23 protein-coding genes and 1 tRNA gene are annotated in these 22646 nt (G+C 63.3%); 12 read left to right on the forward strand and 12 right to left on the reverse strand.

The window, feature by feature from the left end:
• Positions 1-222: 222 nt before the first annotated feature.
• Positions 223-888, reverse strand: a complete 666-nt coding sequence (locus tag AAG821_RS13565) for an outer membrane lipoprotein carrier protein LolA (RefSeq protein ID WP_341896095.1) — start codon at positions 886-888, stop codon at positions 223-225.
• An 80-nt stretch (positions 889-968) separates the two neighbouring features.
• Here AAG821_RS13565 and AAG821_RS13570 point away from each other — a divergent pair, with 80 nt between their 5' ends.
• The 3 genes from AAG821_RS13570 (at position 969) to AAG821_RS13580 (ending at position 2918) form a co-directional block, all read left to right on the forward strand.
• Complete coding sequence (locus tag AAG821_RS13570; RefSeq protein ID WP_341909826.1) at positions 969-1292, forward strand: YbjQ family protein; 324 nt, start codon at positions 969-971, stop codon at positions 1290-1292.
• 35 nt (positions 1293-1327) lie between these two features.
• Complete coding sequence (locus tag AAG821_RS13575; protein WP_341909828.1) at positions 1328-1876, forward strand: chlorite dismutase family protein; 549 nt, start codon at positions 1328-1330, stop codon at positions 1874-1876.
• A gap of 85 nt (positions 1877-1961) precedes the next feature.
• The gene (locus tag AAG821_RS13580; protein ID WP_341909830.1) at positions 1962-2918 is read left to right on the forward strand and encodes an alpha/beta fold hydrolase; all 957 of its coding nucleotides are present in this window, start codon (positions 1962-1964) and stop codon (positions 2916-2918) included.
• Here AAG821_RS13580 and fghA read toward each other — a convergent pair.
• The 3 genes from fghA to AAG821_RS13595 form a co-directional block, all read right to left on the reverse strand.
• Complete coding sequence (gene fghA / locus AAG821_RS13585; RefSeq protein WP_341909831.1) at positions 2915-3760, reverse strand: S-formylglutathione hydrolase; 846 nt, start codon at positions 3758-3760, stop codon at positions 2915-2917. The two genes, AAG821_RS13580 and fghA, sit on opposite strands and share 4 nt — an antisense overlap.
• The gene (locus AAG821_RS13590; protein ID WP_341909833.1) at positions 3760-4872 is read right to left on the reverse strand and encodes an S-(hydroxymethyl)glutathione dehydrogenase/class III alcohol dehydrogenase; all 1113 of its coding nucleotides are present in this window, start codon (positions 4870-4872) and stop codon (positions 3760-3762) included. The genes fghA and AAG821_RS13590 overlap by 1 nt, the downstream gene beginning before the upstream one ends.
• A 104-nt stretch (positions 4873-4976) precedes the next feature.
• Complete coding sequence (locus AAG821_RS13595; protein ID WP_341909835.1) at positions 4977-6176, reverse strand: acetyl-CoA C-acyltransferase; 1200 nt, start codon at positions 6174-6176, stop codon at positions 4977-4979.
• A 90-nt stretch (positions 6177-6266) separates the two neighbouring features.
• Here AAG821_RS13595 and AAG821_RS13600 point away from each other — a divergent pair, with 90 nt between their 5' ends.
• Positions 6267-6848, forward strand: a complete 582-nt coding sequence (locus tag AAG821_RS13600) for a TetR/AcrR family transcriptional regulator (RefSeq protein ID WP_341896082.1) — start codon at positions 6267-6269, stop codon at positions 6846-6848.
• A 68-nt stretch (positions 6849-6916) separates the two neighbouring features.
• Here AAG821_RS13600 and AAG821_RS13605 read toward each other — a convergent pair whose 3' ends face one another.
• The 3 genes from AAG821_RS13605 to AAG821_RS13615 all read right to left on the reverse strand — a co-directional run bounded on the left by AAG821_RS13605 (position 6917) and on the right by AAG821_RS13615 (position 11043).
• On the reverse strand, positions 6917-7219 hold the full coding sequence (locus AAG821_RS13605) for a hypothetical protein (protein WP_341909837.1): 303 nt from the start codon (positions 7217-7219) through the stop codon (positions 6917-6919).
• Positions 7220-7240: 21 nt separating this feature from the next.
• On the reverse strand, positions 7241-9745 hold the full coding sequence (locus AAG821_RS13610; protein WP_341909839.1) for a DNA translocase FtsK 4TM domain-containing protein: 2505 nt from the start codon (positions 9743-9745) through the stop codon (positions 7241-7243).
• Between the two features lie 77 nt (positions 9746-9822).
• Positions 9823-11043, reverse strand: a complete 1221-nt coding sequence (locus AAG821_RS13615) for an aminotransferase class I/II-fold pyridoxal phosphate-dependent enzyme (protein WP_341909841.1) — start codon at positions 11041-11043, stop codon at positions 9823-9825.
• A 172-nt stretch (positions 11044-11215) separates the two neighbouring features.
• Between AAG821_RS13615 and AAG821_RS13620 the strand changes: the two genes are divergently transcribed.
• Both AAG821_RS13620 and AAG821_RS13625 read left to right on the forward strand, forming a co-directional pair.
• Complete coding sequence (locus AAG821_RS13620; RefSeq protein ID WP_341909843.1) at positions 11216-12430, forward strand: AMP-binding protein; 1215 nt, start codon at positions 11216-11218, stop codon at positions 12428-12430.
• Between the two features lie 53 nt (positions 12431-12483).
• Entirely contained in the window at positions 12484-13281 is a 798-nt protein-coding gene (locus tag AAG821_RS13625; protein WP_341909845.1) for an alpha/beta fold hydrolase, read from the forward strand.
• Between the two features lie 50 nt (positions 13282-13331).
• Here AAG821_RS13625 and AAG821_RS13630 read toward each other — a convergent pair whose 3' ends face one another.
• A complete protein-coding gene (locus AAG821_RS13630; protein ID WP_341909847.1) occupies positions 13332-14708 on the reverse strand; it encodes an esterase-like activity of phytase family protein in 1377 nt (458 codons plus the stop codon).
• 122 nt (positions 14709-14830) lie between these two features.
• On the opposite strand from AAG821_RS13630, the gene AAG821_RS13635 reads away from it, so the two are divergent.
• Both AAG821_RS13635 and AAG821_RS13640 read left to right on the forward strand, forming a co-directional pair.
• On the forward strand, positions 14831-15034 hold the full coding sequence (locus AAG821_RS13635; protein ID WP_341909849.1) for a hypothetical protein: 204 nt from the start codon (positions 14831-14833) through the stop codon (positions 15032-15034).
• On the forward strand, positions 15034-15615 hold the full coding sequence (locus AAG821_RS13640) for an NAD(P)H-dependent oxidoreductase (protein ID WP_341909851.1): 582 nt from the start codon (positions 15034-15036) through the stop codon (positions 15613-15615). Before AAG821_RS13635 ends, AAG821_RS13640 begins: the two co-directional genes overlap by 1 nt.
• A 39-nt stretch (positions 15616-15654) precedes the next feature.
• On the opposite strand, the gene AAG821_RS13645 is transcribed toward AAG821_RS13640, so the two are convergent.
• The 3 genes from AAG821_RS13645 to AAG821_RS13655 all read right to left on the reverse strand — a co-directional run bounded on the left by AAG821_RS13645 (position 15655) and on the right by AAG821_RS13655 (position 17810).
• Positions 15655-15730 (reverse strand) — tRNA-Phe (locus tag AAG821_RS13645).
• A gap of 106 nt (positions 15731-15836) precedes the next feature.
• A complete protein-coding gene (locus AAG821_RS13650; RefSeq protein WP_341909853.1) occupies positions 15837-16853 on the reverse strand; it encodes a patatin-like phospholipase family protein in 1017 nt (338 codons plus the stop codon).
• A 24-nt stretch (positions 16854-16877) separates the two neighbouring features.
• Positions 16878-17810 carry a mechanosensitive ion channel family protein gene (locus tag AAG821_RS13655; protein WP_341909855.1) on the reverse strand — a complete coding sequence of 311 codons (933 nt, stop codon included), beginning with the start codon at positions 17808-17810 and terminating at the stop codon, positions 16878-16880.
• A 148-nt stretch (positions 17811-17958) separates the two neighbouring features.
• On the opposite strand from AAG821_RS13655, the gene AAG821_RS13660 reads away from it, so the two are divergent.
• The 3 genes from AAG821_RS13660 (at position 17959) to AAG821_RS13670 (ending at position 21393) form a co-directional block, all read left to right on the forward strand.
• Entirely contained in the window at positions 17959-19713 is a 1755-nt protein-coding gene (locus AAG821_RS13660) for an adenylate/guanylate cyclase domain-containing protein (protein WP_341909857.1), read from the forward strand.
• A 91-nt stretch (positions 19714-19804) separates the two neighbouring features.
• On the forward strand, positions 19805-20578 hold the full coding sequence (locus AAG821_RS13665) for an ABC transporter ATP-binding protein (protein WP_341909859.1): 774 nt from the start codon (positions 19805-19807) through the stop codon (positions 20576-20578).
• Positions 20575-21393: an ABC transporter permease gene (locus AAG821_RS13670; protein ID WP_341909861.1), complete on the forward strand. Its 819-nt coding sequence runs from the start codon at positions 20575-20577 to the stop codon at positions 21391-21393. The genes AAG821_RS13665 and AAG821_RS13670 overlap by 4 nt, the downstream gene beginning before the upstream one ends.
• On the opposite strand, the gene AAG821_RS13675 is transcribed toward AAG821_RS13670, so the two are convergent.
• Positions 21373-21789, reverse strand: coding sequence for a DUF2306 domain-containing protein (locus AAG821_RS13675; protein WP_341909863.1), 417 nt, complete (start codon positions 21787-21789; stop codon positions 21373-21375). The two genes, AAG821_RS13670 and AAG821_RS13675, sit on opposite strands and share 21 nt — an antisense overlap.
• 108 nt (positions 21790-21897) lie before the next feature.
• On the opposite strand from AAG821_RS13675, the gene AAG821_RS13680 reads away from it, so the two are divergent.
• Complete coding sequence (locus tag AAG821_RS13680) at positions 21898-22605, forward strand: response regulator transcription factor (RefSeq protein ID WP_341909865.1); 708 nt, start codon at positions 21898-21900, stop codon at positions 22603-22605.
• Positions 22606-22646 lie beyond the last annotated feature (41 nt).

Raw genomic sequence — 22646 nt, forward strand, 5'->3', positions numbered from 1 at the left:
GCAACCGCCGCGCCGCCGGAAATTCAGGTTTTTGGACGAAAGTTCACAGACTTGCGCCTGATCTCGCCGCTCCCGGGACTGTGGAATTCCCGCCTCGGGGCCAGGGCGCCGTGGACGGTAGCTGCCGTTACGGCATGTGCCCATACCGCCGGTAGCGCTGGCCCCCGGAATGGGGTCGGAAACAGGGTCCGTGAACGGACCAGAATTACACTGGTAACCGGGTTACCGGCGCTGCTGCAGGGCGCGTTCCACCGCCGGCCGGTCGCCATAGGTATAGAGCCGGGGGTTGATCTGCGGATTGAAATCGATCTTCGACAGGGTGATGGCCGTGTCCTTGCCCTGGGCATCGGTGACGGTCCAGCCGGCGAATTCGAGTGGCTTGTCGCCGAACACCAGCGTCAGGGCACCCTCTTTCGGACGGTCCGGGGCAAACAGCGTGACCCGCAGGATGGCGGCACCACGCTCGACCCTGGCGATGCCGACGCTGTCATCGAACACCACCTTGTCGCGCACCAGCAGATCGAGCGGCGTAGCCCCTAGCGGAATACGCTCCACCGTCTTCAGTTCACGGTCTTCCATGATGATATAGGCGCCGTCGGAAACGATCAGCATCGGGACCGGCGGATCATATTCAAAGCGGAAGCGGCCCGGCCGGCTCATGTAGATCTTGCCTTCCGAGGCCTCGCCCTGCGGCGCGACCTGCAGGAAACGGCCTTGCATGCTGCGCACCTCGTTGAAATAGGCGGCAATGCGGGCGAGATCAGCCTGGTCCTGTGCCGTCAGCTTGGCCGAACTGGCCGGGGCAGCGGCATAGGCAACGGAAAGCGGCAGTTTCGCCGCAGTTGCGGCAACGGCCATGGCAAGCAGGAAGCGGCGGCGATCTGTCATGGCTCACAGCGGTAGCCCTGGCAGATGGCGAAATCAAGGCGGCATGCTTAAACTGCCGCGAAATCAACCGGGAGCGTCGCATGATTCTGACCACAACCGACAGCGTGGACGGCCGCAAAATCACGGCCTATCTCGGCATCGTGGCGGGTGAAGCCGTGATGGGTACCAACATTTTCCGCGATTTCTTCGCCGGCATCACCGACATCCTCGGCGGCCGCTCCGGCTCCTACGAAAAGGAACTGCGCAAGGCCAAGGCGCTGGCGCTGGAATCCATGATGGAGGAAGCCCAGGCGCTCGGCGCCGATGCGGTGGTCGGCATGGATCTGGATTATCAGCAGATCGGCGGCACGGATCGCCAAATGTTGATGGTCGCCGCCAGCGGAACTGCGGTAAAACTGGGCTGACGCCGGGCGCCCCGGCGCGCCGGGGGAACCAGACAATGGAATCGCGCTTTACCAGCTTCGTCGGCGGGCCGACGGGGCCGTGGAAGATTGTTTCAATGCGGGCGATCAGCGGCAACGGCATGGCGCTGGCCAGTCATCTGGATCTGCGAGATGGCCTGGCCGAGGCCGAAGATGTGGCCTGGCAGCTGCGCGGTGTCGCCAGCCATCTGCGTTATACCAACGAAGCCGAACGCAACGCGCTGGCGTCCGTGCAGCCGGGTCTGGGGCGGCCGGAAGCGCGCTGCGCGGCCCTGATCCCGATCCGCAAGACTGCAGCCTGGTGGCTGCTGGCGCAGGATGAACGCCGGGCCATCATCGAGGAACAGTCGCGTCATATCGCCATCGGCATGGCCTATCTGCCCGCCGTGGCGCGCAAGCTGTTCCATGCCCGCGATCTGGGCGAGCCGTTCGATTTCCTCACCTGGTTCGAATTCGCCCCCGACCATGCCGCCCGGTTCGATATGCTGCTGGCGGAACTGCGGGTCAGCCCCGAATGGGATTATGTCGACCGCGAAGTGGAAATCCGGCTGGAACGGGTCACCTGAGGATGATTTTCGGCTTGAAATAGAACGATCGTGCTATATTCTGCCTGAACCCGACCACCCGCACTGCGCTGAATCGAGCCTCGCCATGACCAAACATTCTTCACCTCGCTCAAATAAAAGCACGAATGTTCATTCTATTATCAATTTCCTGATTCAACGCAGCCTGATCCGCACCGGTTTCCGCCTGGCGCCGGGCTGGGCGGCCAACCGCGCCGCCAGGATGTTTCTGCGGCCCTGGCGCAGACCCGCCGCGGGCCGACCGCCTTATGCGACCCGGGAAACCGCCTTCGCCGCCGAAACGCAGTATGGCCCCATCGCGGCCTGGAGTTTTGGTCCAACTCAAACCGGTACGCCGGCGATCCTGCTGGTGCATGGCTGGGAAGACGACCACCTGAGCTGGGCGCCGCTGATCGACAAGCTGGTGGCGCGCGGCCATCGTGTGCTGACACTCGACCTGCCCGGCCATGGCCGGTCGCCGGCCGATATCACCGGAATCCCGATCCTGGCGACCGCCGTCGCCGCCGTCGGTCGCGAGGCCGAAGCGATTGGTGCAGTCTCACCCCACCAGCCTTTCAAGGCGGTGATCGCCCATTCGCTGGGTGGCACGGCAACGCTGATCGCCGCCACCGAGATGGGCCTGCGCGCCGAACGCTTTGCCATCCTCGCCTCGCCCAACCATCCGCGGCTGTTCGCCGGCGCGATGATGCAGATGCTGAAACTGAGCCGGCAGCAGACCACCATGGTCTTCACCGCCATCGAGCGGCTGATCGGCCGCACCATGGACTCGCTCTATCTGCCGCCCAAACTACGCAACCTGAACCAACCCGGCCTGATCCTGCACAGCCGTGAGGACCGCACCGTACCGCTGCAGCACAGCCAGGAGAACGCCACCGCGTGGCCACGCGCCGATTTCCGCGTGCTGGACGGCATCGGTCATCGCAAGCTGATGACCGACGATGGCGTGCACAGCATGCTGCTGCATTTTATCAGCAGCACCGCACCGGCCGATGCCTATAGCCTGAAGAGCGATGCGGCGGATTAACGCCGCAGCTGCTGGGCGTGATGGGCGATATGCTCGCCGATGAAACTGGCGATGAAATAGTAGCTGTGGTCATAGCCGGCCTGCAGACGCAGCGTCAGCGGGATGCCGGCGGCAGCGGCGGCATTGGCCAGCAACTGGGGCTTCAACTGGTTTTCCAGAAACTCGTCGGCCATGCCCTGATCGATCAGCACCGGCTTGCGCCAGTCGGTGGCTGATGCCAGCGCCGTGGCGTCCCAGCTGTTCCAGGTGGAACGATCCGGCCCGAGATAGCCGGTGAAGGCCTTCTCGCCCCAGGGCACCCGGCTCGGCGCCACGATCGGCGCGAAGGCCGAGACCGATTTGTAGAGTTGCGGATTGCGGAAGGCGCAGACCAATGCACCATGACCGCCCATCGAATGGCCGAAGATGCCGCTGCGCGCCATCTCGGCAGCCGGGACATGCTCGGCAATCAGCGCCGGCAGTTCCTGCGTCACATAGGAATACATCCGGTAATGCCGCGCCCAGGGCGTCTGTGTCGCATCGACATAGAAGCCGGCGCCGGAACCGAAATCGTAAGAGTCGTCCTCACCCGGGATATTCACGCCGCGCGGGCTGGTGTCCGGGGCGATCAGAATGAGGCCATGCTCGGCGGCGTAGCGTTGCGCACCGGCCTTGGCCACCATGTTTTCCCAGGTGCAGGTGAGACCCGACAGGTAATACAGCACCGGCAGCTTTGCGTTTTTCTCTGATGCCTGCGGCGGCAGATAGACGGCAAATTCCATCGCACAGCCCAGCGATGTCGATGCGTGCCGCCAGACCTGCTGCTGGCCGCCGAAGCTGGCCCAGTTCTTGATGCGCTCCATCAGAAGGTCACGACCGAACGGATCGACTTGCCCTCATGCATCAGGTCGAACGCGTCGTTGATCCTGTCCAGCGGCATCACATGGGTGATCAGGTCATCGATGTTGATCTTGCCGTCCATATACCAGTCGACGATCTGCGGCACGTCGCTGCGTCCGCGCGCGCCGCCGAAAGCCGAGCCCTTCCAGACCCGGCCGGTGACCAGCTGGAACGGCCGGGTGGAGATTTCCGCACCTGACGGCGCCACACCGATGATGACGCTCTCACCCCAGCCCTTGTGGCAGCATTCCAGCGCCTGCCGCATGGTCTTCGGATTGCCGATGCATTCAAAGCTGAAATCAGCGCCACCCTTGGTCAACTCGACCAGATGCGGCACCAGCTCGTCATCCTTCATGTCCTTCGGGTTGACGAAATGCGTCATGCCGAATTTCTCGGCCATCTGTTTGCGGGCCGGATTGATATCAACGCCGATGATGCGGTCGGCGCCCACCATGCGGGCGCCCTGGATCACATTGAGGCCGATGCCGCCCAGGCCGAAGACCACCACGTTGGCGCCGGCCTGCACCTTGGCCGTATAGACCACGGCGCCAATGCCGGTGGTGACGCCGCAGCCGATGTAGCAGACCTTCTCGAAGGGCGCGTCAGGCCGGATCTTGGCGACCGCGATCTCGGGCAGCACGGTGTAATTGGCAAAGGTGGAAGTGCCCATGTAATGCCACACGGTTTCGCCGCGGCATTTGAAGCGGCTGGTCCCGTCCGGCATCATGCCTTGGCCCTGCGTGATGCGGATCGACTGGCAGAGATTGGTCTTGCGGCTGAGGCAGTAATCGCACTGGCGGCATTCCGGCGTATAGAGCGGAATGACATGATCGCCCTTCTTCACGCTGGTGACGCCCGGGCCGATATCGACCACCACGCCCGCCCCTTCATGACCCAGGATGCAGGGAAACTTGCCCTCGCTATCGAGGCCGGACAGCGTATAGGCATCGGTGTGGCAGACGCCGGTGGCCTTGATCTCGACCAGAACTTCGCCGGCCTTGGGACCCTCCAGTTTCACCGTTTCGATGCTGAGCGGCTTCTTGGCCTCGAAAGCGACAGCGGCGCGCACGTCCATGGCGAATCTCCTGCGATATGGGCTGCAGGACAATAAAGGCCATGGTCACGCAATGGAAAGCCCTTGAACCACGAACTTGTGGTTACGTCGGCGTTACCGTTGCTTCACGCGGCGCGCTCCACGGCAATCGCGGTGGCTTCACCGCCGCCAATGCAGAGCGAGGCAATGCCACGCCTGCCGCCGCTGCGCTGCAGCGCATTGAGCAGCGTGACGATGATGCGGGCGCCGGTGGCGCCGATCGGATGCCCCAGCGCGCAGGCGCCGCCCACCACGTTGACGCGGTCATGGCCGATATTGAGGTCGCGCATCGCCGCCATAGGCACCGCCGCGAATGCCTCGTTGATCTCGAACAGATCGACCTGGTCGACGCTCCAGTCGACCTTCTGCAACAGCTTGCGGATGGCCGGGATCGGCGCGGTGGTGAACCAGGCGGGGTCCTGCGCATGCACAGAGTGACCGACAATGCGCGCTACCACCGGCAGGCCCTTTTCCCTGGCCGTGGATTCCCGCGTCAGCACCAGCGCAGCGCCACCATCGGCATTGGCCGAGGAGCTGGCCGGCGTGATGGTGCCATTGGCCTTGAAGGCCGCCTTCAGGGTCGGGATCTTTTCCGGGTTCACCTTCAGCGGATTCTCGTCTCGGCTGACGGTCTCCGCACCCTTCACCGTGGGTGTGACGGCAACGATCTCGGCATCGAACCAGCCATTCTCCACCGCCTTGCGTGCGCGGGTCAGCGTCTCGATCGCGTAAGCATCCTGCTCAGCCCGGGTGAAGCCATATTTCTCGGCGCATTGCTCGCCGAAGGTGCCCATGGCGCGGTCGCGCTCATAGGCATCCTCCAGCCCATCCAGCATCATGTGATCGAGCACTTTCGTATGGCCGGCCTTGTGACCGAAGCGCATCTGCGGCAGCAGATACGGCGCGCCCGACATGCTCTCCATGCCGCCCGCCACCATGATATCGGCCGAGCCGGCCAGCAGCATGTCATGCGCCAGCATGGTGGCGCGCATGCCTGAGCCGCAGACCTTGTTGATGGTGACGGCGCCGACATGATCGGGCAGGCCGGCCTTGCGCGCCGCCTGGCGCGCCGGCGCCTGGCCCTGGCCGGCCGGCAGCACGCAGCCCATCAGCACCTCGTCGATCTCTTCGCCCTTCACCCCGGCGCGCTCCAGCGCCGCCTTGATGGCGACCGCACCGAGTTCGTTTCCGGCAACGCTGCTCAGCGCCCCGCCGAAGCGGCCGAGCGGGGTGCGGACGGCGGACGCAATGACGATCGTATCCTGCGCAGACGAGGGGGCGGACATGGCGGCTCTCCGTGTTTTCTCTTGCCGAGTAAATTAGATGATTGCTATCATCTATCCGTCAAGTGCTATTTGTGCTGCAGAAAGCCAGTCATGCGCCGTTCGGCCGAGGAAAAGGCGGAAACCCGTCGCCAGATCGTGCGCACCGCCGGACGAATGATCCGTGGTCGCGGCTTGGCCGACACCGGCGTCGCCGAGGTGATGGCCGAGACCGGCCTGACCCATGGCGGCTTCTACCGGCATTTCGACTCCAAGGAGGCGCTAGCGGCAGCAGCAGTGGAAGCCGCTTTTGCCCATATGCGGGCACGGCTGGAGGCGATCACGGCCAAGGCACCGCCGGGCAAGAGACTGGAAGCCCTGATCGAGACCTACCTGACGGAAGCCCATCGTGACCAGCCCGAACTCGGCTGCGTGATGGCCAGTGTGGGTATGGAGGCGCAACGCGCCGGCGGTGTCGTGCAGGCTGCCTATGAGGGTGGCATCGCGCGGCTGCTGGCGCTGTTCGCGGCACAGATCGAGGCGCCGACCCGGCAGCAGCAGAAGGATCGCGCCGATGCCGTGCTGTCGGTGCTGGTTGGTGGGCTGCTGCTCGCGCGGGCACTGCAGCATGATCCGGTGCAGTCGCGGCGGGCATTGAGGAATGCGCGCGCTGCAGCTTTAGCGATTGCACAATAAAAAGCCCGGCGGTGACGCCGGGCTAATCGAACTTCTGCGGAAACGGAACGACGACTTGGCCGTATCAGCTATCGAGGGATCAATTCCAGAAGCGCCACATAACATACGGCGAAAAGCGCAGAACCTAAGAATACTCCCCCGGCCTTCCAGAGACGATGCCAGTGGCGCTGGCCGGTTTCGGTAAGCATCTCCCGCGGCGCCAGCCACAGCTTCAGACCATCTATGGGATCAAACCACGCGAAGAACCCATTCGGTGTTTGATCAGGCTTGCGGCTGGCAACAACCAAGGCAGCACTGCCAAAGGTCACCACTCCAGCAACAAAACCGATCAGGCAAGCGAGCACAAATGGGGCGATGACAACGTATGCCATCCAATCTCCCATTGGCTGGCCCTACTCCGCCGCTTCGATATTGCGGGCGAGCACTTCGCGCTTGCCGACATGGTTGGCGCCGCCGACCACGCCTTCCTTTTCCATGCGTTCCATGATGCGGGCGGCGCGGTTATAGCCGATCTGCAGATGACGCTGGATAAAGGAGGTGCTGGCCTTGCGCTCGCGGCAGACCAGCGCCACGGCCTGGTCGTAGAGATTATCTTCCTCGCTGCCGCCACCCTCGCCACCCGAACCCGGCGCACCGTATTTGCCGCCATCGGCATCGGCAGTCACGGCTTCCACATAGATCGGCTCGGCCTGGTCTTTCAGCATCTTGACCACGCGTTCGACTTCTTCATCCGAGACGAACGGCCCGTGCACGCGGCTGATACGGCCGGCGCCCGGCATGAACAGCATGTCGCCCATGCCGAGCAACTGCTCGGCGCCCTGTTCGCCCAGGATGGTGCGGCTGTCGATCTTCGATGTCACCTGGAAGGAGATACGCGTCGGGAAATTCGCCTTGATCGTACCGGTGATGACATCGACCGACGGGCGCTGGGTCGCCATGATCAGATGAATGCCGGCGGCGCGCGCCATCTGCGCCAGGCGCTGGATGGCGGCCTCGATATCCTTGCCGGCAACCAGCATGAGGTCGGCCAGCTCGTCGACGATGACAACGATGAAGGGCAGCGGGTTGAGGTCGATCGGCCGCTCTTCATACATCGGCTTGCCGGTATCGGGATCGAAGCCGGTCTGCACGGTGCGGCCGAGTTTCTCGTCCTTGGCGCGTGCCTGGGCGAGACGCTCGTTGTAGCTGGCGATGTTGCGCACGCCGAGTTCCGACATCTTGCGATAGCGGTCCTCCATCTCGCGCACGGTCCATTTCAGCGCCACCACAGCCTTGCCCGGCTCAGTGACCACCGGGGCGAGCAGATGCGGGATGCCGTCATAGACGGAGAGTTCCAGCATCTTGGGATCGACCATGATGAAACGGCACTGATCCGGCGTCAGCTTGTAGAGCAACGACAGGATCATGGTGTTGATCGCCACCGACTTGCCCGAACCGGTGGTGCCGGCGACGAGCAGATGCGGCATCTTGGTCAGGTCGGCGATGATGGCCGAACCGCCGATATCCTTGCCGAGCGCCAGGCCCAGCTTGGTGGACGGGCTCTCGAATTCGGCCGAGGCCAGCAGCTCGCGCAGATACACCGTTTCGCGCTTGGCATTGGGCAGTTCGATACCGATGGCATTGCGGCCCGGAATGACGGCGACGCGGGCCGACAGCGCACTCATCGAGCGGGCGATATCGTCGCTGAGGCCGATCACGCGGCTGGACTTGGTGCCGGGTGCGGGTTCGAGTTCATACAGCGTGACGACCGGGCCGGGGCGCACCTTGGTGATCTCGCCCTGCACGCCGAATTCGTTCAGCACCGATTCGAGCATGCGGGCATTCTGCTCCAGTGCATCCTCGTTGATCTTTTCGCGCGCGGTATCGGCCGGCGCCGGCTTCAGCAGCGACAGTTCCGGCAGCTCGAAATCGCCGGCATCGCCCAGATTGAGCGTGGTCTGCGCCTCGCGTGCGGCCCGCACGCCGGTGCGCGGCTTTTCGATGCGCCGGGTGACGCGGCCCTCATCAGCGCGCTTGGCCGTTGGCAGCCGCGGCAGGTCGTCTTCATCGTCCTCGTCGTCGGCCTCATCGAGATCGTCGGCATCGACATAGTCATCCTCGACGGCAGCTTTCGCCTTGGCCTTGCCAAAGCTCGGCTCGGCCTTGCGGAGCACCGGCTTGTCGTCCTCGTCGTCGCGGGTGAAGGCTGCCTTGAGGCGACCGAAGAAACCCTGGGTTTCCTGGCCGGCGCGCACGGCGGCCTTGCCGCCCTGATAGATGCCCTGTGCCGCGAGGCCGGCGGTGGCGGCGGCGCCGAAGCCGAGCCCCGCGCCCATGCTGCGCCATTCGCTCATGCTGAGACCCGAGGCGAAATAGAAGCACAGCACGGCGAAACCGAAGCAGAGCACGGCCGGCAGCACGGCGGAGATCGGCATGCCGAGCATGACGCCGAAGGGCACCAGCTGGTGATAGAGGATGAAATCGCCGACCACGCCACCAAGCCCGGCGCGCAATGCCCAGACCGTCGGCACCGGTAGCGCAGCCGCGAAGGCCGCAAACAGGATCAGGGTGAGGGGCACCAGGGCCACATTCAGCCACCAGCGCGGCAGGCCACGGTGCGAGACGATGCGGAAACCCCAGCTGGCCAGCAGCAGCACGAACAGCCAGGCCGAGAGGCCGAGCGTCTGCAGCAGCACATCGGAAACATAGGCGCCCGGCAGGCCGAGCCAGTTATGCGGCGCCTTGGGGGTGGCGTGATTGAAATTGGGATCGGCGGGGTCGAAGCTGGCCAGCGCCAGCGCCAGCAGGAAGCCCAGGCCAAGGATCAGGATGCCGCCACCCTCGCGGGCCCGCATGCGCAGGAAATCGTCAAATCCCTCGGGGAAGAAAGACCGCTTCTTCTTCGACCTGGCAGCCATGCCGTTCCTCACAGATTAACCATACCGGCGCGCATACACGGCCGCCGACCCGGGCCGATTCGCCCTAGCCTGACCAGTTAACCCCCGAGAACGTTACCAATGCGTTGAAGGGCGATCTGGGTGGTCGGGATATCCGACACCAGGGCAAGCCGCAGATAGGTCTTTCCGGCCCGTTCTCCGCCATTTTCCGGCCGGGTCAGGTAATTGCCCGGCAGGCTGCGGATGGCCGCCTCGCGCCACAGGCGCAGCGCCATGGCCTCGGGGTCACCGACATCGAGCCAGAGGTAGAAACCGCCGGCCGGGCGGAAAAAGCCGAAGCGGTTGCCCAGCACATTCTGCGCCATGTCGAATTTCTGGCGATACATCGCGCGGTTTTCTTCCACATGCTTCTCGTCGCGCCACAGCGCGGCAGAGGCCGCCGCCACCGGCATCATCATGCCGGTGCAGCCATAGTTGCGCAGCTTGATGAAGGCCTTGGTGATTTCCAGGTCGCCGGTGCAGAAACCCGAGCGCAGCCCCGGCGCGCTGGAACGCTTGGACAGCGAATGAAAAACCACAATGTTCTTCAGCGCATCCTGGCCGACCTTGTTGCCGGCCAGATGCAGGGCGGCATCGAGGCCCCCTGGCGGCGGCACCTGGTCGTAGATCTCGGCATAGCATTCATCGAAGGCGACGACGAAATCATACTGCCGCGCCAGTTCGATCAGATGCGCCAGATAGTCCACGCTGGCAACCGCGCCCTGCGGGTTGGCCGGTGAGCAGATATAGACGAGCGCCGTGCGCTGCAGCGTGTCCTTGTCCAGCGATTTGAAATCGGGCAGGAAACCGTTCTCGGCCGTGGCCGGCATGAAATACGGATCGGCACCAGCCGCCACCGCCGCGCCCACATAGGTCTGGTAGAACGGGTTGGGCATCAGCACCAGCGGGCGCTCGCCTTTCGGACCCTTTTTCTGCGGCACGATCACATTGGCGATCATGTACAGGCCTTCGCGCGTGCCGGTCAGCGCCACGATCTGCGTCTCCGGCTCAATGAGAGTTTCCGGCAGCTTGTAGCGGCGCGTGATCCAGGCGGCGCAGGCGGCGCGGAATTCCGGCGTGCCGTTGATGGTGGGGTAGCGGTTGAGGATGCTCAGATCCGCCGTCATCTGCTCGATCACCATCGGCGGCAGCGGATGCGACGGCTCACCGATGGACAGGTTGATCGGCGCCATACCAGCCGGCAGCGGCTCGGAATCGAGCAGGGTGCGCAGGCGGGCGAAAGGATAGTCGCTGAGTTCGTCGATACGGGGATTGAGCATGGCGGGTCACGGCAAGGCCCGGCCGCTGGGGTGCGACTCGGGCGGGAAACAGGATGTCCGCAATCTACGGGGGCCGCCCCGGCCGGGCAAGCCGGGCACCCTGCATAAACGGCGCATATCCTCACGCGGAAATGACGCCCGCCAAACCGCCAAGGCCGGCTAACATGCAGCCATGCCGATATCAGCCCATCACTGGTTCAGCGATACCGATGTCTTGCGCCGCGTGGTCAGCGACGCTGGCCAGGCCGAGGTGCTGCGCCTGCGCGGTTCAGCGCCCATACTGCCGGCACTGTGGCCCGACGATCTGCGGCTGGAAGGTTTCGCCGCCCGCGAACGGCAGGCGATTGCCGAAGCCCTGTCACTGCTATTCGGCCTGACCCTGCCGCAGGACTTTGCCGCCGCCCGGCACTTCGGCGACTGGCTCAGGCTGCTGCAGGACGCCTTCACGGCGCGTGGCGGTGCCGGCGACCTCACCTTCCGCAGTTCCGGCAGCACCGGAACACCGAAAGCGATCCGCCACAGCTGGGATCGCTTTGTCGAGGAACTGGAATTCCAGGCCAGCCTGCATGAACCTGCTGGCGCAAGTATCCGCCGCGTCGTCGGCTTGGTGCCATCGCATCACATCTATGGCTTCATGTTCGTGCTGTTGCTGCCGCAGCGCTATGGCGCAGGCTTCATCGATCTGCGTGGCCTGCGGCCGGCCGCCGTGGCCGAGCAGTTGCAACCCGGCGACCTGGTGGTCGGCTTCCCGCAGGTCTGGCAGGCCTTGAGCGAAAGCCGCCGCCCGATCCCGCGCAACGTGCGCGGCATCACCTCGACCGCGCCCTGCCCGGCCGATACCGCACGTGCCGTGCAAGCCGCCGGCTTCACCCGGCTGGTGGAACTCTACGGCTCCAGCGAGACCGCCGGCATCGGTTGGCGCGATACGCCGGATACCGGCTTCACGCTGTTTCCCTACTGGCGCTTTGCCGGCGGCACCACGATGCTGCGCCACCGCAGCCGTGACCAGGTGGTGGCCCTGCCCGATCACCTGGCCGTGGTGGACCAGGCTGGCCGTTTCGTTGTGGTCGGCCGGCGCGATGGCGCCATCCAGATCGGCGGCATCAACGTGAACCCCGAACATGTTGCTGCCGTGCTGCGCCAGCATCCGCAGGTCGCTGCCGCCCGGGTGCGCCCCTATCGCGTTGGCCGCACGCTGCGCCTGAAGGCCTATGTGGTGCCGAAGGATACCGCGACCGAGATCCCCAGCCTGCGCCGCATGGTGGAAGAGTGGCTGCGCAAGCAGCTGCTGCCGATTGAGCGCCCACGCCATCTTACCTTCGGCCTCAGCCTGCCCGATGGCGCCATGGGCAAGGCAGCCGACTGGGATATCGCCAAACCGGCCTGAGCCTTGTCGCCCTCCTGCCGGTTGCGCAGTATCGCCGCCAACAAAGGGAGGGCATGATGCGTTTCAAACGACTGATCGTCGCGCTGGCAATGGCATGGCTGGCTTTGACGACGATGGCCCTGGCCCAGGACAAGATTGGCGTGCTGATGCTGCACGGGAAAAATCCGGGCAGCCCGAACGATCCCAATTTCGGCAGCCTGAAGGCCAAGCTGGATCATGAGGGCATGATTACGCTGATGCCCGACATGCCCTGGTCGGCCCGGCGCTATATCGACGGCAACTGGGACAAGGCGATGGCCGAGATCGACAGTCATGTAAAAACCCTGCGCAGCCGCGGTGCGACCAAGATCGTGATCGCCGGCCACAGCATGGGCTGCCCGGCGGCGATGAGCTATGCCGCACGCAGCGGCAATGTGGATGCGGTTGCGTTGCTGGCACCGGGTCACATCCCCGTATTCTACATGTCGGTCAATGCCACGGGGAGCAGCATAGAAGAGGCACGCCGGTTGGTGGCGGCCGGCCAGGGCGACACGCGCAAGGACTTCAACGACAACAACCAGGGCAGGATTCTGCAGGTGCGGATGACCGCGAAGGACTATCTGTCCTTTTTCGATCCGACTTCGGACGCGGAGATGTCGGTAACCGCGCCAAAGATACCTGCGGGTACCGCCGTGCTCTGGGTGGTCGGCAATGCCGACCCGATCTACCAGCGCGGTCGCGGCTATGTATTCGACAGGCTGCAGGACAACCCGAAGAGCAAATATCTCGAGGTCGCCGCCAACCACCTGACCACGCCCGTGGTCGCGCGCGATGACGTCGCTGCCTGGATCAAGGCCGCCGTTGCGCCATAAAAAAGCCCGGCCGGTTTGCCCCGGCCGGGCCGCTTTTCTGAACCGCTAGCTTACTTGGCGGCGAGGAAGTCTTTCACGTCCAGCAGCACAAACTCGTTATCGTCACTCTTGCCGAGCTGGCGGCCCGAGGAATAGGGCAGATTGTTGTCGTTGCCGACGATGATATGGGTGGCATCGACCACATCGACATTCTCGATGGTGAAGAAGGGGAAGGTCAGCTTCGGGCCACCCTCACCGGTTTCACCGCCCTGCTTCGCCTTCTTGTTCGGATCGGCCATGTCCATCAGGTCGATATAGCCGACCTTCTTCACATAGCCTTCCGAGTCCGCCTGACTGAAGTCGATCTTGTAGATCCGCTTGAACTTGGCCGGCACATTGAAGCAGTCAGGCGCAACCGCGCCCTTGCAGGCCTGAGCCTGATTCCCCTCGGTGTCGTCGCGCTCGATGATCATGCCGGTGCTGGCGTCGATCATGTTGAAGTCGCCGATGCTGTTGCCGTTGACTTCAAGGCGATACTTCCAGCTGCGACCGCTCCAGTCATTCTTGGCCAGATCGAATTCGAGGATGCGCAGGTATTCCTTGCCGTCAGCCCCCTTCTCGGTGCTGTTGGCGGCGGCATCCCAAAGAGCGCCTTCCAGCAGCGGATAGAGGAACTTGCCATCCTTGCTGGCGGCCATGCCCTCATAGCCCTTGCTGCGGCGCGACTCGAACGCCACCGCACCCGGCGCGCCCGGCGTGCGCACGGCATAATGATCGGGCGAACGCACCGGCTTGCCGTTCACCTTGGTCTCGACGATCTGCTTCACCTTGCCCTGGCGGTCGGTAGCGATAAGATAGGGGCCGAATTCATCGCCGAACCACAGCGTGTCGCCCGCGACCTGCATGGACTCCAGGTCGAAATCGGCGCCAGTGAGATAGCGCTTGTCGGTACCTTCATTGACGATCAGGAACGGCACTTTCTTGTCCGGGTCATGCAGGAACATTGTTTCCTGTCGCTGGATCTGACCGTTGGCGAAGTCGATCTTCAAGCGATGGAACATCAGCATCGCGTCGGGGGAGTTGGCCTTGTTGCCGAAACCATTATCGGTGACGACGAGGAACTCGCCATTGCCCAGCGCCTTGATGCCCGAGAAACCCTGCACCGGCTGACCCTCGAACGGCAGGCTGATGCCGATCTTGCGTGGCGCGGCCTTGTCCGACAGCGCCGAGATGCCCTCGACACTGCGCAGTTTGTCGTTGCGCACGGCGCCGGTGAACTTGCCCGAGGTCTTCAGCATGGCCGGCGCATCGGCCGGCGCCGGCACGAAGCTTTCCGCCGGCAGAAAAACATGCCCGGCGACGGTGGCGCGGAATGGCTTGGCATCCTGGGCGTGGACGGCGCCAGCCAGGAAAGTTGCCGAAATCAGTGCAAGTGCGATCGGTTTCATGTCCGATTCCCCCTGTGAAGTGTATGGGAGGAGAGTCGGTAACGGCCTAGCATGACACTGCGATGCCGATGCGATGACAGGTCGATGACGACAGCCGCGCATCCCTGCGCTACACTTTGGCCATGGATGAACCCAAACCGCCTGCGTCCACTGTTTGCAGTCTCGATGAGGCACCCGATGCCTGGCGCGGCTATCTGTCGCCAGCGGAAATCGCCGCCGAACTGGATCGGCTGCTGCCGCGCATCCGCGACGACGCGCTCCATGCCAGGCTGATAGCGATCCGCAACAGCCTGCCGATGCCCGCGACCAAGGACAAAGCCGACTGATGCGCGTCCTGGTTCTCTATGCCCATCCGGTCGAAACCAGTTTCCACGCCGCGCTGCATGCCCGCGTGGTGGCGGCGCTGAACGCCGCCGGCCATGAGGTCGATGATTGCGACCTCTATGCCGAGGGCTTCAATCCCGTGCTGAGCCGGGAGGAGCGTCTGAACTATCACAACACAGCGGTGAATCGCGCACCGGTGCAGACTTATGTCGACCGCCTGCTGGCGGCCGAGGCCCTGGTGCTGTGTTTTCCGGTCTGGTGTTTCGGCCTGCCGGCGATCCTGAAGGGGTGGTTCGATCGCGTGCTGATGCCAGGTGTCGCCTTCGACATCAGCGACCCGGCCAATGTCAAACCGGCACTGACGCACCTGAAGAAGATCGCGGCCTTCACCACCTATGGCCGGCCGCGCTGGATGGCGTTTTTCATGGGTGACCCGCCGCGCAAGGTGATCACGCGATACCTGCGTGCACTGACCGGAGGCACCCGCGTGGGCTATCACGCCTACTACCACATGAATGTGGCGACGCCGGAATCCCTGCGCCGGCATCTGGACCGCATCGATGCGCTGATGCGCCGGTTTTAGGGCGCATTGGTTTAATGTCGGGCGTTTTCAGGGGGAAAATGGTGCCCAGGGACGGAGTTGAACCGCCGACACGAGGATTTTCAGTCCTCTGCTCTACCAACTGAGCTACCTGGGCACACAACCTTGTTTACGGTCCACACGGGGCCGTAACGGCGCGCGGTTATAGACAAATTCCCCACCCCTGTCCAGCCCCCGACCGGGCGGCCGTCCCGCCGGCCTAATTACATGAATTTGGCCACGATATCGGTGGTCGAAGCCTTGCCGATATCGTCGAAATGCGCGGCCAGGAAGGCCTCCGCCCGCTCGCGGCCGAGATCGCGCAGATAGCACAGGAATTCCCAGTCGGGATTGAGCTTGCTGGAGACGCTGAACTTGGCCAGCACGTCCTCGGCGTCGATGCTGTGCATGAATACGCGCGGATATTTCTCGCGGTTAAGCTCTTCGGTGTCGAGCAGATTGGTCACGAACTGGATGGCGCGCATCTCACGCATCAGGCTGGAATTCCAGCTCAGCGTATTGATGCGGTCCAGGATCGCCGCCGCGGTGTTGGGCACCTCGGGGATATTGATCGGGTTGATCTGCACGATCAGGATGTCATTGGTGCCCTTTTCATAGATCAAAGGGAAGATGGGCGGATTGCCGCAATAGCCGCCATCCCAGTAGAAGTTGCCATCCACTTCCACGGCCTGGAACAGGAAAGGCAAACAGGCCGATGCCATCACGGCATCGGGCGTCACCTCATCGCGATTGAACACGCGGATGCGACCGTTCTTCACGTTGGTGGCGCAGATGAACAGTTTGGCCGCCGTCTTGTTGGCCCGCAATGCCTCGAAATCCACCACTTCGGCGATCAGGTCGCGCAGCGGATTCACATTCGTTGGATTGAGCTGATACGGCGACATCATCTGCGACAGCGAATTGAAGAAATGATACATCGGCGAGTAATCCATGTTGCCGATGCTGAACAGCTTGTCGATCGGGCTGGGCTGCAACGGGCCTTTCTTGCCGGCTTCGGACGACTTACGCCAGAATGCCTCCAGCAACGCCTTCGCCTTGGCCGGACCGCCAGCGCCCAGGCCATAGGCCGTCACCGCCGCATTCATCGCACCGGCCGATGTGCCGACCAGCGCCTCGATCTCGATACGGTCATCTTCCAGCAGACGATCAAGAACACCCCAGGTGAACGCGCCATGGGCACCGCCGCCCTGCAGGGCCAGCTTCAGGCTCTTCTTTTTCATCGTCGTAGTCCCCCAAATCCGGTGTCAGCTGCCCTGGATCGCCGCCCCCGGCGCATCCAGATGCAGGATGGTTTCATTGCGCGGCAGGTACACTGCCAGATCGCTGCTGCGCAAAGCCGAATAGGCGGCATTCAGAATGGCGCCCTTCATGATGACCAGGGCAGCGAAATTATCGGTGAAGAAATAGATACGCCACAGCATGGTAACCGGCCGCATCTCATGCAGCAGGATGATCGGCGCCGGATCGGACAGCACGCCATCCACAGTCAGGGCCGCATCTTTCAGCATCTGCCTCAATACGGCTTCATCGAAACCGTATTGCAAGGGAACCTCGACAGAGTCGAGATGGCGCAACTGTGGCTGGCTGTGGTTGATCAGCTTGGCGCGGCCGATCACGGCATTGGGCACCACCATCAGATCCATGGTGCGGGTGCGCAGATGGGTGGAGCGCCAGTTGGTCATCAGCACGATACCCTGGGTGCCATCCATGGTGATCCAGTCGCCGGCCTTAAAAGGGCGCTCCAGATTCAGGGCAACACCGGCGAAGATATCACCCAGCAGCTGCTGCAGGGCGAAGCCGAGTATGATTACAACGATGCCGGAGGTTGCAAACAGGCCGGTCGGCGCCTGGTCGAACACCTCGACCGCGACAATACCGGCCGCGGCGACATACAGCATGACATTGAACAGGTCAGTGAACAGCTTGCGCTGGCGCGGCACGCCCGAGAGGCTCTGCCCATACAGACGCCGCCAGAGGAAAAGCTCAAATCCGCTGGCCGCGGTCCAGGCCAGACTGAACCACGCCAGCACGGCGAGCGGCTTGTCGAGCCAGAATGGCAGATACGGCGAAATCAGGTAGGTCCACATGAACGGGACATGACGCGGTTCGAGAACCGTGTAGATCAGCCCGATCGAAATGAGGAGAGACCAGACAAAGCGTCTTGTTTCGCGCGACATGAGGCGGACGTTACACGGTTTGCCACGCCGGGAGCCAGTGGTTTCAAACAGCGAATCGGGACTAGAAGACGGGCATGCCCACGTCCATCCTTCCCGCCCCGTCCCCGTTATGTCATGCTGTCGCCTCTGCGACCCACCCGGCAGTTTCATGACCTTCTTCTCTGCAATCGCCTCGCTGCCTTTCAAGGTCAGCATCCTGCGTTCTGTTGGCGCCAAAATCTTCGCCATTGCCGCCAGCCTGCTTGCCATCATGGTGCTGGTCGCCGTCGTTGCCAGCCAGATGGCCCGGATCGTCAGCGATGAACTGACCCTGATTGAGCAGCATTACGTGCCGGCCTATTCCGCACTGGCGCGCGCCCATATCCGTTCGGTGGAAGAAGACCTCGCTGTGCGGCGCCTGATCGTGCATGTCCGCTCGGGCGACATGACGACCAACGAGCATAACGAGGCCTATCGCGCCGACATCTTCAAGGCGATCGAGGGGGTCAGGAGCGAGCTGGGCGTGACACGGCAGCATCTGGCTGCCTTGCTGGCATGGGACTCCTATTTCCATAACGACCAGGCCATTGCCCGCGTTGACGCTCAGCTGGAAATGATGCTGGAGATTTTCAGCAAGGAAGAGCGCGTGCTGACCCCGGTGCTGGACGGCCTGGCCGCCGAAGACTGGCAGAAGGTGTATGGGGCGCTGGATGCCATCGAGGATCGCACCACTGAGATAAACGAGCGGCTCGAGCGGTATCGCACCGAAATGCGGTCTATCCTGCAAACTGCGGCCAGCAACGCACGCAGTTTCCAAGAGAACCTGATGCTGGCCAACATGATCGTCACCATCCTGGCCTGCGCACTCGGCCTGGTTGCCGCCGGCTTCATCACCCGCAGCCTGGTGCGCCCGGTGAAGGCGCTGCTGCTGGGTGCTCAGCGGATCGAAAGCGGATCACTCGATGTCGATCTGCCGGTCTCGTCCCGCGACGAGATCGGCCAGCTCACCGCCAGCTTCAATGTCATGGTGGAAGAGTTGCGCAAGAAGGAGCGCATCCGCGACACCTTCGGCCGCTATATGGATCCGCGGATCGTGGAGGGCCTGCTTGAACGCCCCGATCTCGCTCACAGTGAAGGCGAGCGGCGCGTGATGACGGTGCTGTTCTGCGACATGCAGGGCTTCACGGCGCTGAGTGAACGTCTGTCTCCAGCCGCCCTGCTGGCCGTGGTGAACCGCTATCTGACCCTGATGTCGGAACCTGTGCGTCAGCATAACGGCGTCATCGACAAGTATATCGGCGATGCCATCATGGCCTATTGGGGCCCTCCCTTCGTAGCAAGCGATCGCCAGGCGATGCTGGCCTGCGAGGCTGCACTGGACATGATGAAGCAGCTGGACCGTTTCAACGCCGAATTGCCAGACCTGATCGGTATGCGCGGCAACCTGCCCAAGATCAACATCCGGATCGGCATCGCCACTGGCGAGATGCTGGTCGGCTCGATCGGTTCGGAATTCTCGCAGAGCTATTCCGTACTCGGCGACAGCGTCAACCTCGCCTCGCGCCTGGAAGCTGCCAACAAAAGCTACGGCACACGCATCATGATCAATACGCAAACCCGCAACATGGTGGGCGATCAGTTTGCCCTGCGCGAGATCGACATGATGCGCGTTGTCGGCAAGACCGAACCGGAACGTGTCTACGAACTGTATGGGCCGGCTGGCGCGGTTCAGCATGAACGCGACACGGCCTTTGCCGAAGCGCTGGCAGCCTATCGGCAGGGCAACTGGGCTGCCGCGCGCCGATATCTGGAGCAGAAGGCCGGCGAGGATCCTCTGGCCGAGGCTTTCCTTACACGCATCGCGATCCTGGAAAAGGACACGCCGGAGGCCTGGGACGGCATCTGGACCATGACCCAGAAATAGGTTTTTGGTCCGTCATTTGGCGGCAATGGACTAGACAACCCTTCCAAGCCTGCCATATCAGTTCGCCACGACCAGCCACCAGAGCCTGCGCATGACTGACTCAGCCATTACCGTTTCCGGCCTGGCCAAGACCTATGGCACGGACGAGAAGCAGGTGCGCGCCGTCGATGGCATCGACTTCCAGGTGGCGCCGGGCAGCGTGACCGCCCTGCTGGGCGGCAACGGCGCCGGCAAGACCACCACGATCGCCATGCTGCTTGGCCTGCTGAAGCCCTCGGCCGGCAGCATCCATATCCTTGGCACCGACATGCTGCGCGACCGGCACCACATCCTGCCGCGGCTGAATTTCTCCTCGCCCTATGTCGACCTGCCGCATCGCCTGACCGTGCGGCAGAACCTGAAGGTGTTTGCCGGGCTCTATGCGGTGCCGCAGGCCGCCGCGCGCATCGAACAGCTGGCCGAGGAACTGAACTTCGCCGCCCTGCTCGACCGGCCGGCCGGCGCATTGTCTGCCGGGCAGAAAACCCGCGTGGCACTGGCCAAGGCACTGATCAATCAGCCCGACATGCTGCTGCTGGACGAGCCGACGGCGTCGCTGGATCCCGATACCGCCGACTGGGTGCGCAGCCTGCTGGAGAAATACCGGCAGGAGCGCGGCGTCACCATCCTGCTGGCCTCGCATAACATGGGCGAGGTCGAGCGGCTGTGCGACCAGGTGCTGATGATGAAGGAAGGCCGTATCGTCGACCGTGGCAGCGCGCCGGAGCTGATCGACCGCTATGGCCGACGTAACCTGGAGGAAGTATTCCTCGACATCGCGCGCGGCCAGGGCAAGGCGGCGGCGCTTGAAGGAGCGCCAGCATGAGCATGGGCACCAACAGCATCAGCTGCAGCCTGCAGCGCATGACCGCCATGCTGCTGCGGCACTGGTATCTGCTATCTGGGTCATGGACCCGTGTCGTCGAGCTGATCTACTGGCCGGCCGTGCAGATGATCATGTGGGGCTTCCTGACCCAGTTCCTGGCCGGCAAGACTTCCTATGTGGCGCAAGCCTTCGGCGTGTTCATTGCCGGCATGATGCTGTGGGACTCGATGTTCCGCGTGCAGCTTGGCGTGGCGATCTCGTTCCTGGAAGAAATGTGGTCGCGCAACCTGGGCAACCTGTTCGTCAGCCCGTTGCGGCCGGGTGAATTCGCCGCCTCGATCCTGGCGATGGGCCTGATCCGCACCCTGGTCGGCATGGTCCCAGTCAGCTTCATGGCCTGGTGGTTCTTCGATTTCTCGGTCTATGGCATGGGCCTGGCGCTGGCCGCGTTCTTTTTCAGCCTGGTCATGTTCGGCTGGGCCATCGGCATCGCGGTCTGCGGCCTGATCATGCGCCGCGGTTTGGGTGCCGAGAGCGCGGCCTGGGGCGCCATGTTCCTGATCCTGCCGGTGGCGGCCGTCTATTACCCGGTCAGCGTGCTGCCCGGCTGGCTGCAGCTGGTCGCCTGGTCGCTGCCGCCGGCCTATGTGTTCGAAGGCATGCGCGCGCTGCTGGTCGATGGCGTGCTGCGCAGCGACCTGCTGATCGGTGCCTTTGCGCTGAACGCACTGTATCTGGCGCTCGGCTTCATCATCTTCCTCAGCCTGTTTGAATCGGCGCGCCGGCGCGGGCTGCTACTGGGCCAGGGTGAGTAGAGCCACGCCGTCGGTCATCAGCCGCCCGAGCAGGCGCATCGGCAGCAGGGTGAACAGGCCCGGGATCACCAGGGCACCGAAAAACAGGCCGGTCATCGCCATGCGGTGCCGGGTGACCTTGCCGCGCCGGATCGCCAGCACCGCCAGCGGCACCAGAACCAGCACCAGCACGCTCAGGGCATGAATTGGGCTGTAGCTGCCCCGTATGCTGGTGATCCAGAAGGAACTGACCGCCGCCGTCAGCATCAGGCCGACCCAGATCCAGCCCAGCAATCGGTGCGAGAGGGTGCCCTTGCGACGGGCCAGCATCATGATTCCCAGCAGCAGCGCCAAAATTGTCGCCGTGAGATGGATATGAACGGCTGAGCCGGCCGTTAGGAGGGGCGTGAAATTCATGCCCAAAGCCTGCCCCACCCCCTGCAAACCGGCCAGCGACTTGCTATATAGATGTGACGATGATCACCGGTTTTCCGGGACTTTCCGCCCGCCATCAAGGATCTCTCCGTGAGCGCCACCATTGCCCTGGTCGATGACGACCGCAACATCCTGACTTCCGTTTCAATCGCCCTGGAAGCCGAAGGCTACAAGGTGCGCACCTATAACGACGGCGCCGAAGCGCTGCGCCACCTGACCCAGCAACTGCCGGATCTGGTGATTCTCGATATCAAGATGCCCCGTCTTGATGGCATGGAAACCCTGAGCCGCCTGCGCCGCGTCAGCCAGGTGCCGGTGATCTTCCTCACCTCGAAAGACGAGGAGATCGACGAGGTGCTCGGCCTCAAGATGGGCGCCGACGATTACATCACCAAACCGTTCAGCCAGCGCCTGCTGATCGAGCGCATCAAGGCGGTGCTGCGGCGTGCCGAGGCCAACCGGCCAGGTGCGGAAGAAACCGCAAGCGACAAGATGGTGGTGCGTGGTCCGCTCAGCCTGGATCCAGCGCGGCATCGCTGCACCTGGAAGGGTGAGGAAGTGGTGCTCACGGTCACCGAATTCCTGCTGCTGGATGCGTTGGCGCAGCGCCCCGGCCATGTAAAGAACCGCGACCAGTTGATGGATGCGGCCTACGACGACAATGTCTATGTCGACGACCGCACCATCGACAGCCACATCAAGCGGCTGCGCAAGAAGTTCAAGATGGTCGATGACAGCTTCGATTCAATCGAAACGCTGTATGGTGTTGGCTATCGCTTCAAGGAACAGGCGGCCTGACCGTTTCAAAGCAGCTGCCGGGCTGGGGTAACAGGATGCAC

The sequence above is a fragment of the Ferrovibrio terrae genome (assembly GCF_943372915.1).
Taxonomy (GTDB): Bacteria; Pseudomonadota; Alphaproteobacteria; order Ferrovibrionales; family Ferrovibrionaceae; genus Ferrovibrio; species Ferrovibrio terrae_A.

Bases quoted from the DNA above. Each gene is read 5' to 3' on its own strand.
- AAG821_RS13565 (WP_341896095.1), bottom strand. From the start codon at position 888: ATGACAGATCGCCGCCGCTTCCTGCTTGCCATGGCCGTTGCCGCAACT.
- AAG821_RS13570 (WP_341909826.1), top strand. From the start codon at position 969: ATGATTCTGACCACAACCGACAGCGTGGACGGCCGCAAAATCACGGCC.
- AAG821_RS13575 (WP_341909828.1), top strand. From the start codon at position 1,328: ATGGAATCGCGCTTTACCAGCTTCGTCGGCGGGCCGACGGGGCCGTGG.
- AAG821_RS13580 (WP_341909830.1), top strand. From the start codon at position 1,962: ATGACCAAACATTCTTCACCTCGCTCAAATAAAAGCACGAATGTTCAT.
- fghA (WP_341909831.1), bottom strand. From the start codon at position 3,760: ATGGAGCGCATCAAGAACTGGGCCAGCTTCGGCGGCCAGCAGCAGGTC.
- AAG821_RS13590 (WP_341909833.1), bottom strand. From the start codon at position 4,872: ATGGACGTGCGCGCCGCTGTCGCTTTCGAGGCCAAGAAGCCGCTCAGC.
- AAG821_RS13595 (WP_341909835.1), bottom strand. From the start codon at position 6,176: ATGTCCGCCCCCTCGTCTGCGCAGGATACGATCGTCATTGCGTCCGCC.
- AAG821_RS13600 (WP_341896082.1), top strand. From the start codon at position 6,267: ATGCGCCGTTCGGCCGAGGAAAAGGCGGAAACCCGTCGCCAGATCGTG.
- AAG821_RS13605 (WP_341909837.1), bottom strand. From the start codon at position 7,219: ATGGCATACGTTGTCATCGCCCCATTTGTGCTCGCTTGCCTGATCGGT.
- AAG821_RS13610 (WP_341909839.1), bottom strand. From the start codon at position 9,745: ATGGCTGCCAGGTCGAAGAAGAAGCGGTCTTTCTTCCCCGAGGGATTT.
- AAG821_RS13615 (WP_341909841.1), bottom strand. From the start codon at position 11,043: ATGCTCAATCCCCGTATCGACGAACTCAGCGACTATCCTTTCGCCCGC.
- AAG821_RS13620 (WP_341909843.1), top strand. From the start codon at position 11,216: ATGCCGATATCAGCCCATCACTGGTTCAGCGATACCGATGTCTTGCGC.
- AAG821_RS13625 (WP_341909845.1), top strand. From the start codon at position 12,484: ATGATGCGTTTCAAACGACTGATCGTCGCGCTGGCAATGGCATGGCTG.
- AAG821_RS13630 (WP_341909847.1), bottom strand. From the start codon at position 14,708: ATGAAACCGATCGCACTTGCACTGATTTCGGCAACTTTCCTGGCTGGC.
- AAG821_RS13635 (WP_341909849.1), top strand. From the start codon at position 14,831: ATGGATGAACCCAAACCGCCTGCGTCCACTGTTTGCAGTCTCGATGAG.
- AAG821_RS13640 (WP_341909851.1), top strand. From the start codon at position 15,034: ATGCGCGTCCTGGTTCTCTATGCCCATCCGGTCGAAACCAGTTTCCAC.
- AAG821_RS13650 (WP_341909853.1), bottom strand. From the start codon at position 16,853: ATGAAAAAGAAGAGCCTGAAGCTGGCCCTGCAGGGCGGCGGTGCCCAT.
- AAG821_RS13655 (WP_341909855.1), bottom strand. From the start codon at position 17,810: ATGTCGCGCGAAACAAGACGCTTTGTCTGGTCTCTCCTCATTTCGATC.
- AAG821_RS13660 (WP_341909857.1), top strand. From the start codon at position 17,959: ATGACCTTCTTCTCTGCAATCGCCTCGCTGCCTTTCAAGGTCAGCATC.
- AAG821_RS13665 (WP_341909859.1), top strand. From the start codon at position 19,805: ATGACTGACTCAGCCATTACCGTTTCCGGCCTGGCCAAGACCTATGGC.
- AAG821_RS13670 (WP_341909861.1), top strand. From the start codon at position 20,575: ATGAGCATGGGCACCAACAGCATCAGCTGCAGCCTGCAGCGCATGACC.
- AAG821_RS13675 (WP_341909863.1), bottom strand. From the start codon at position 21,789: ATGAATTTCACGCCCCTCCTAACGGCCGGCTCAGCCGTTCATATCCAT.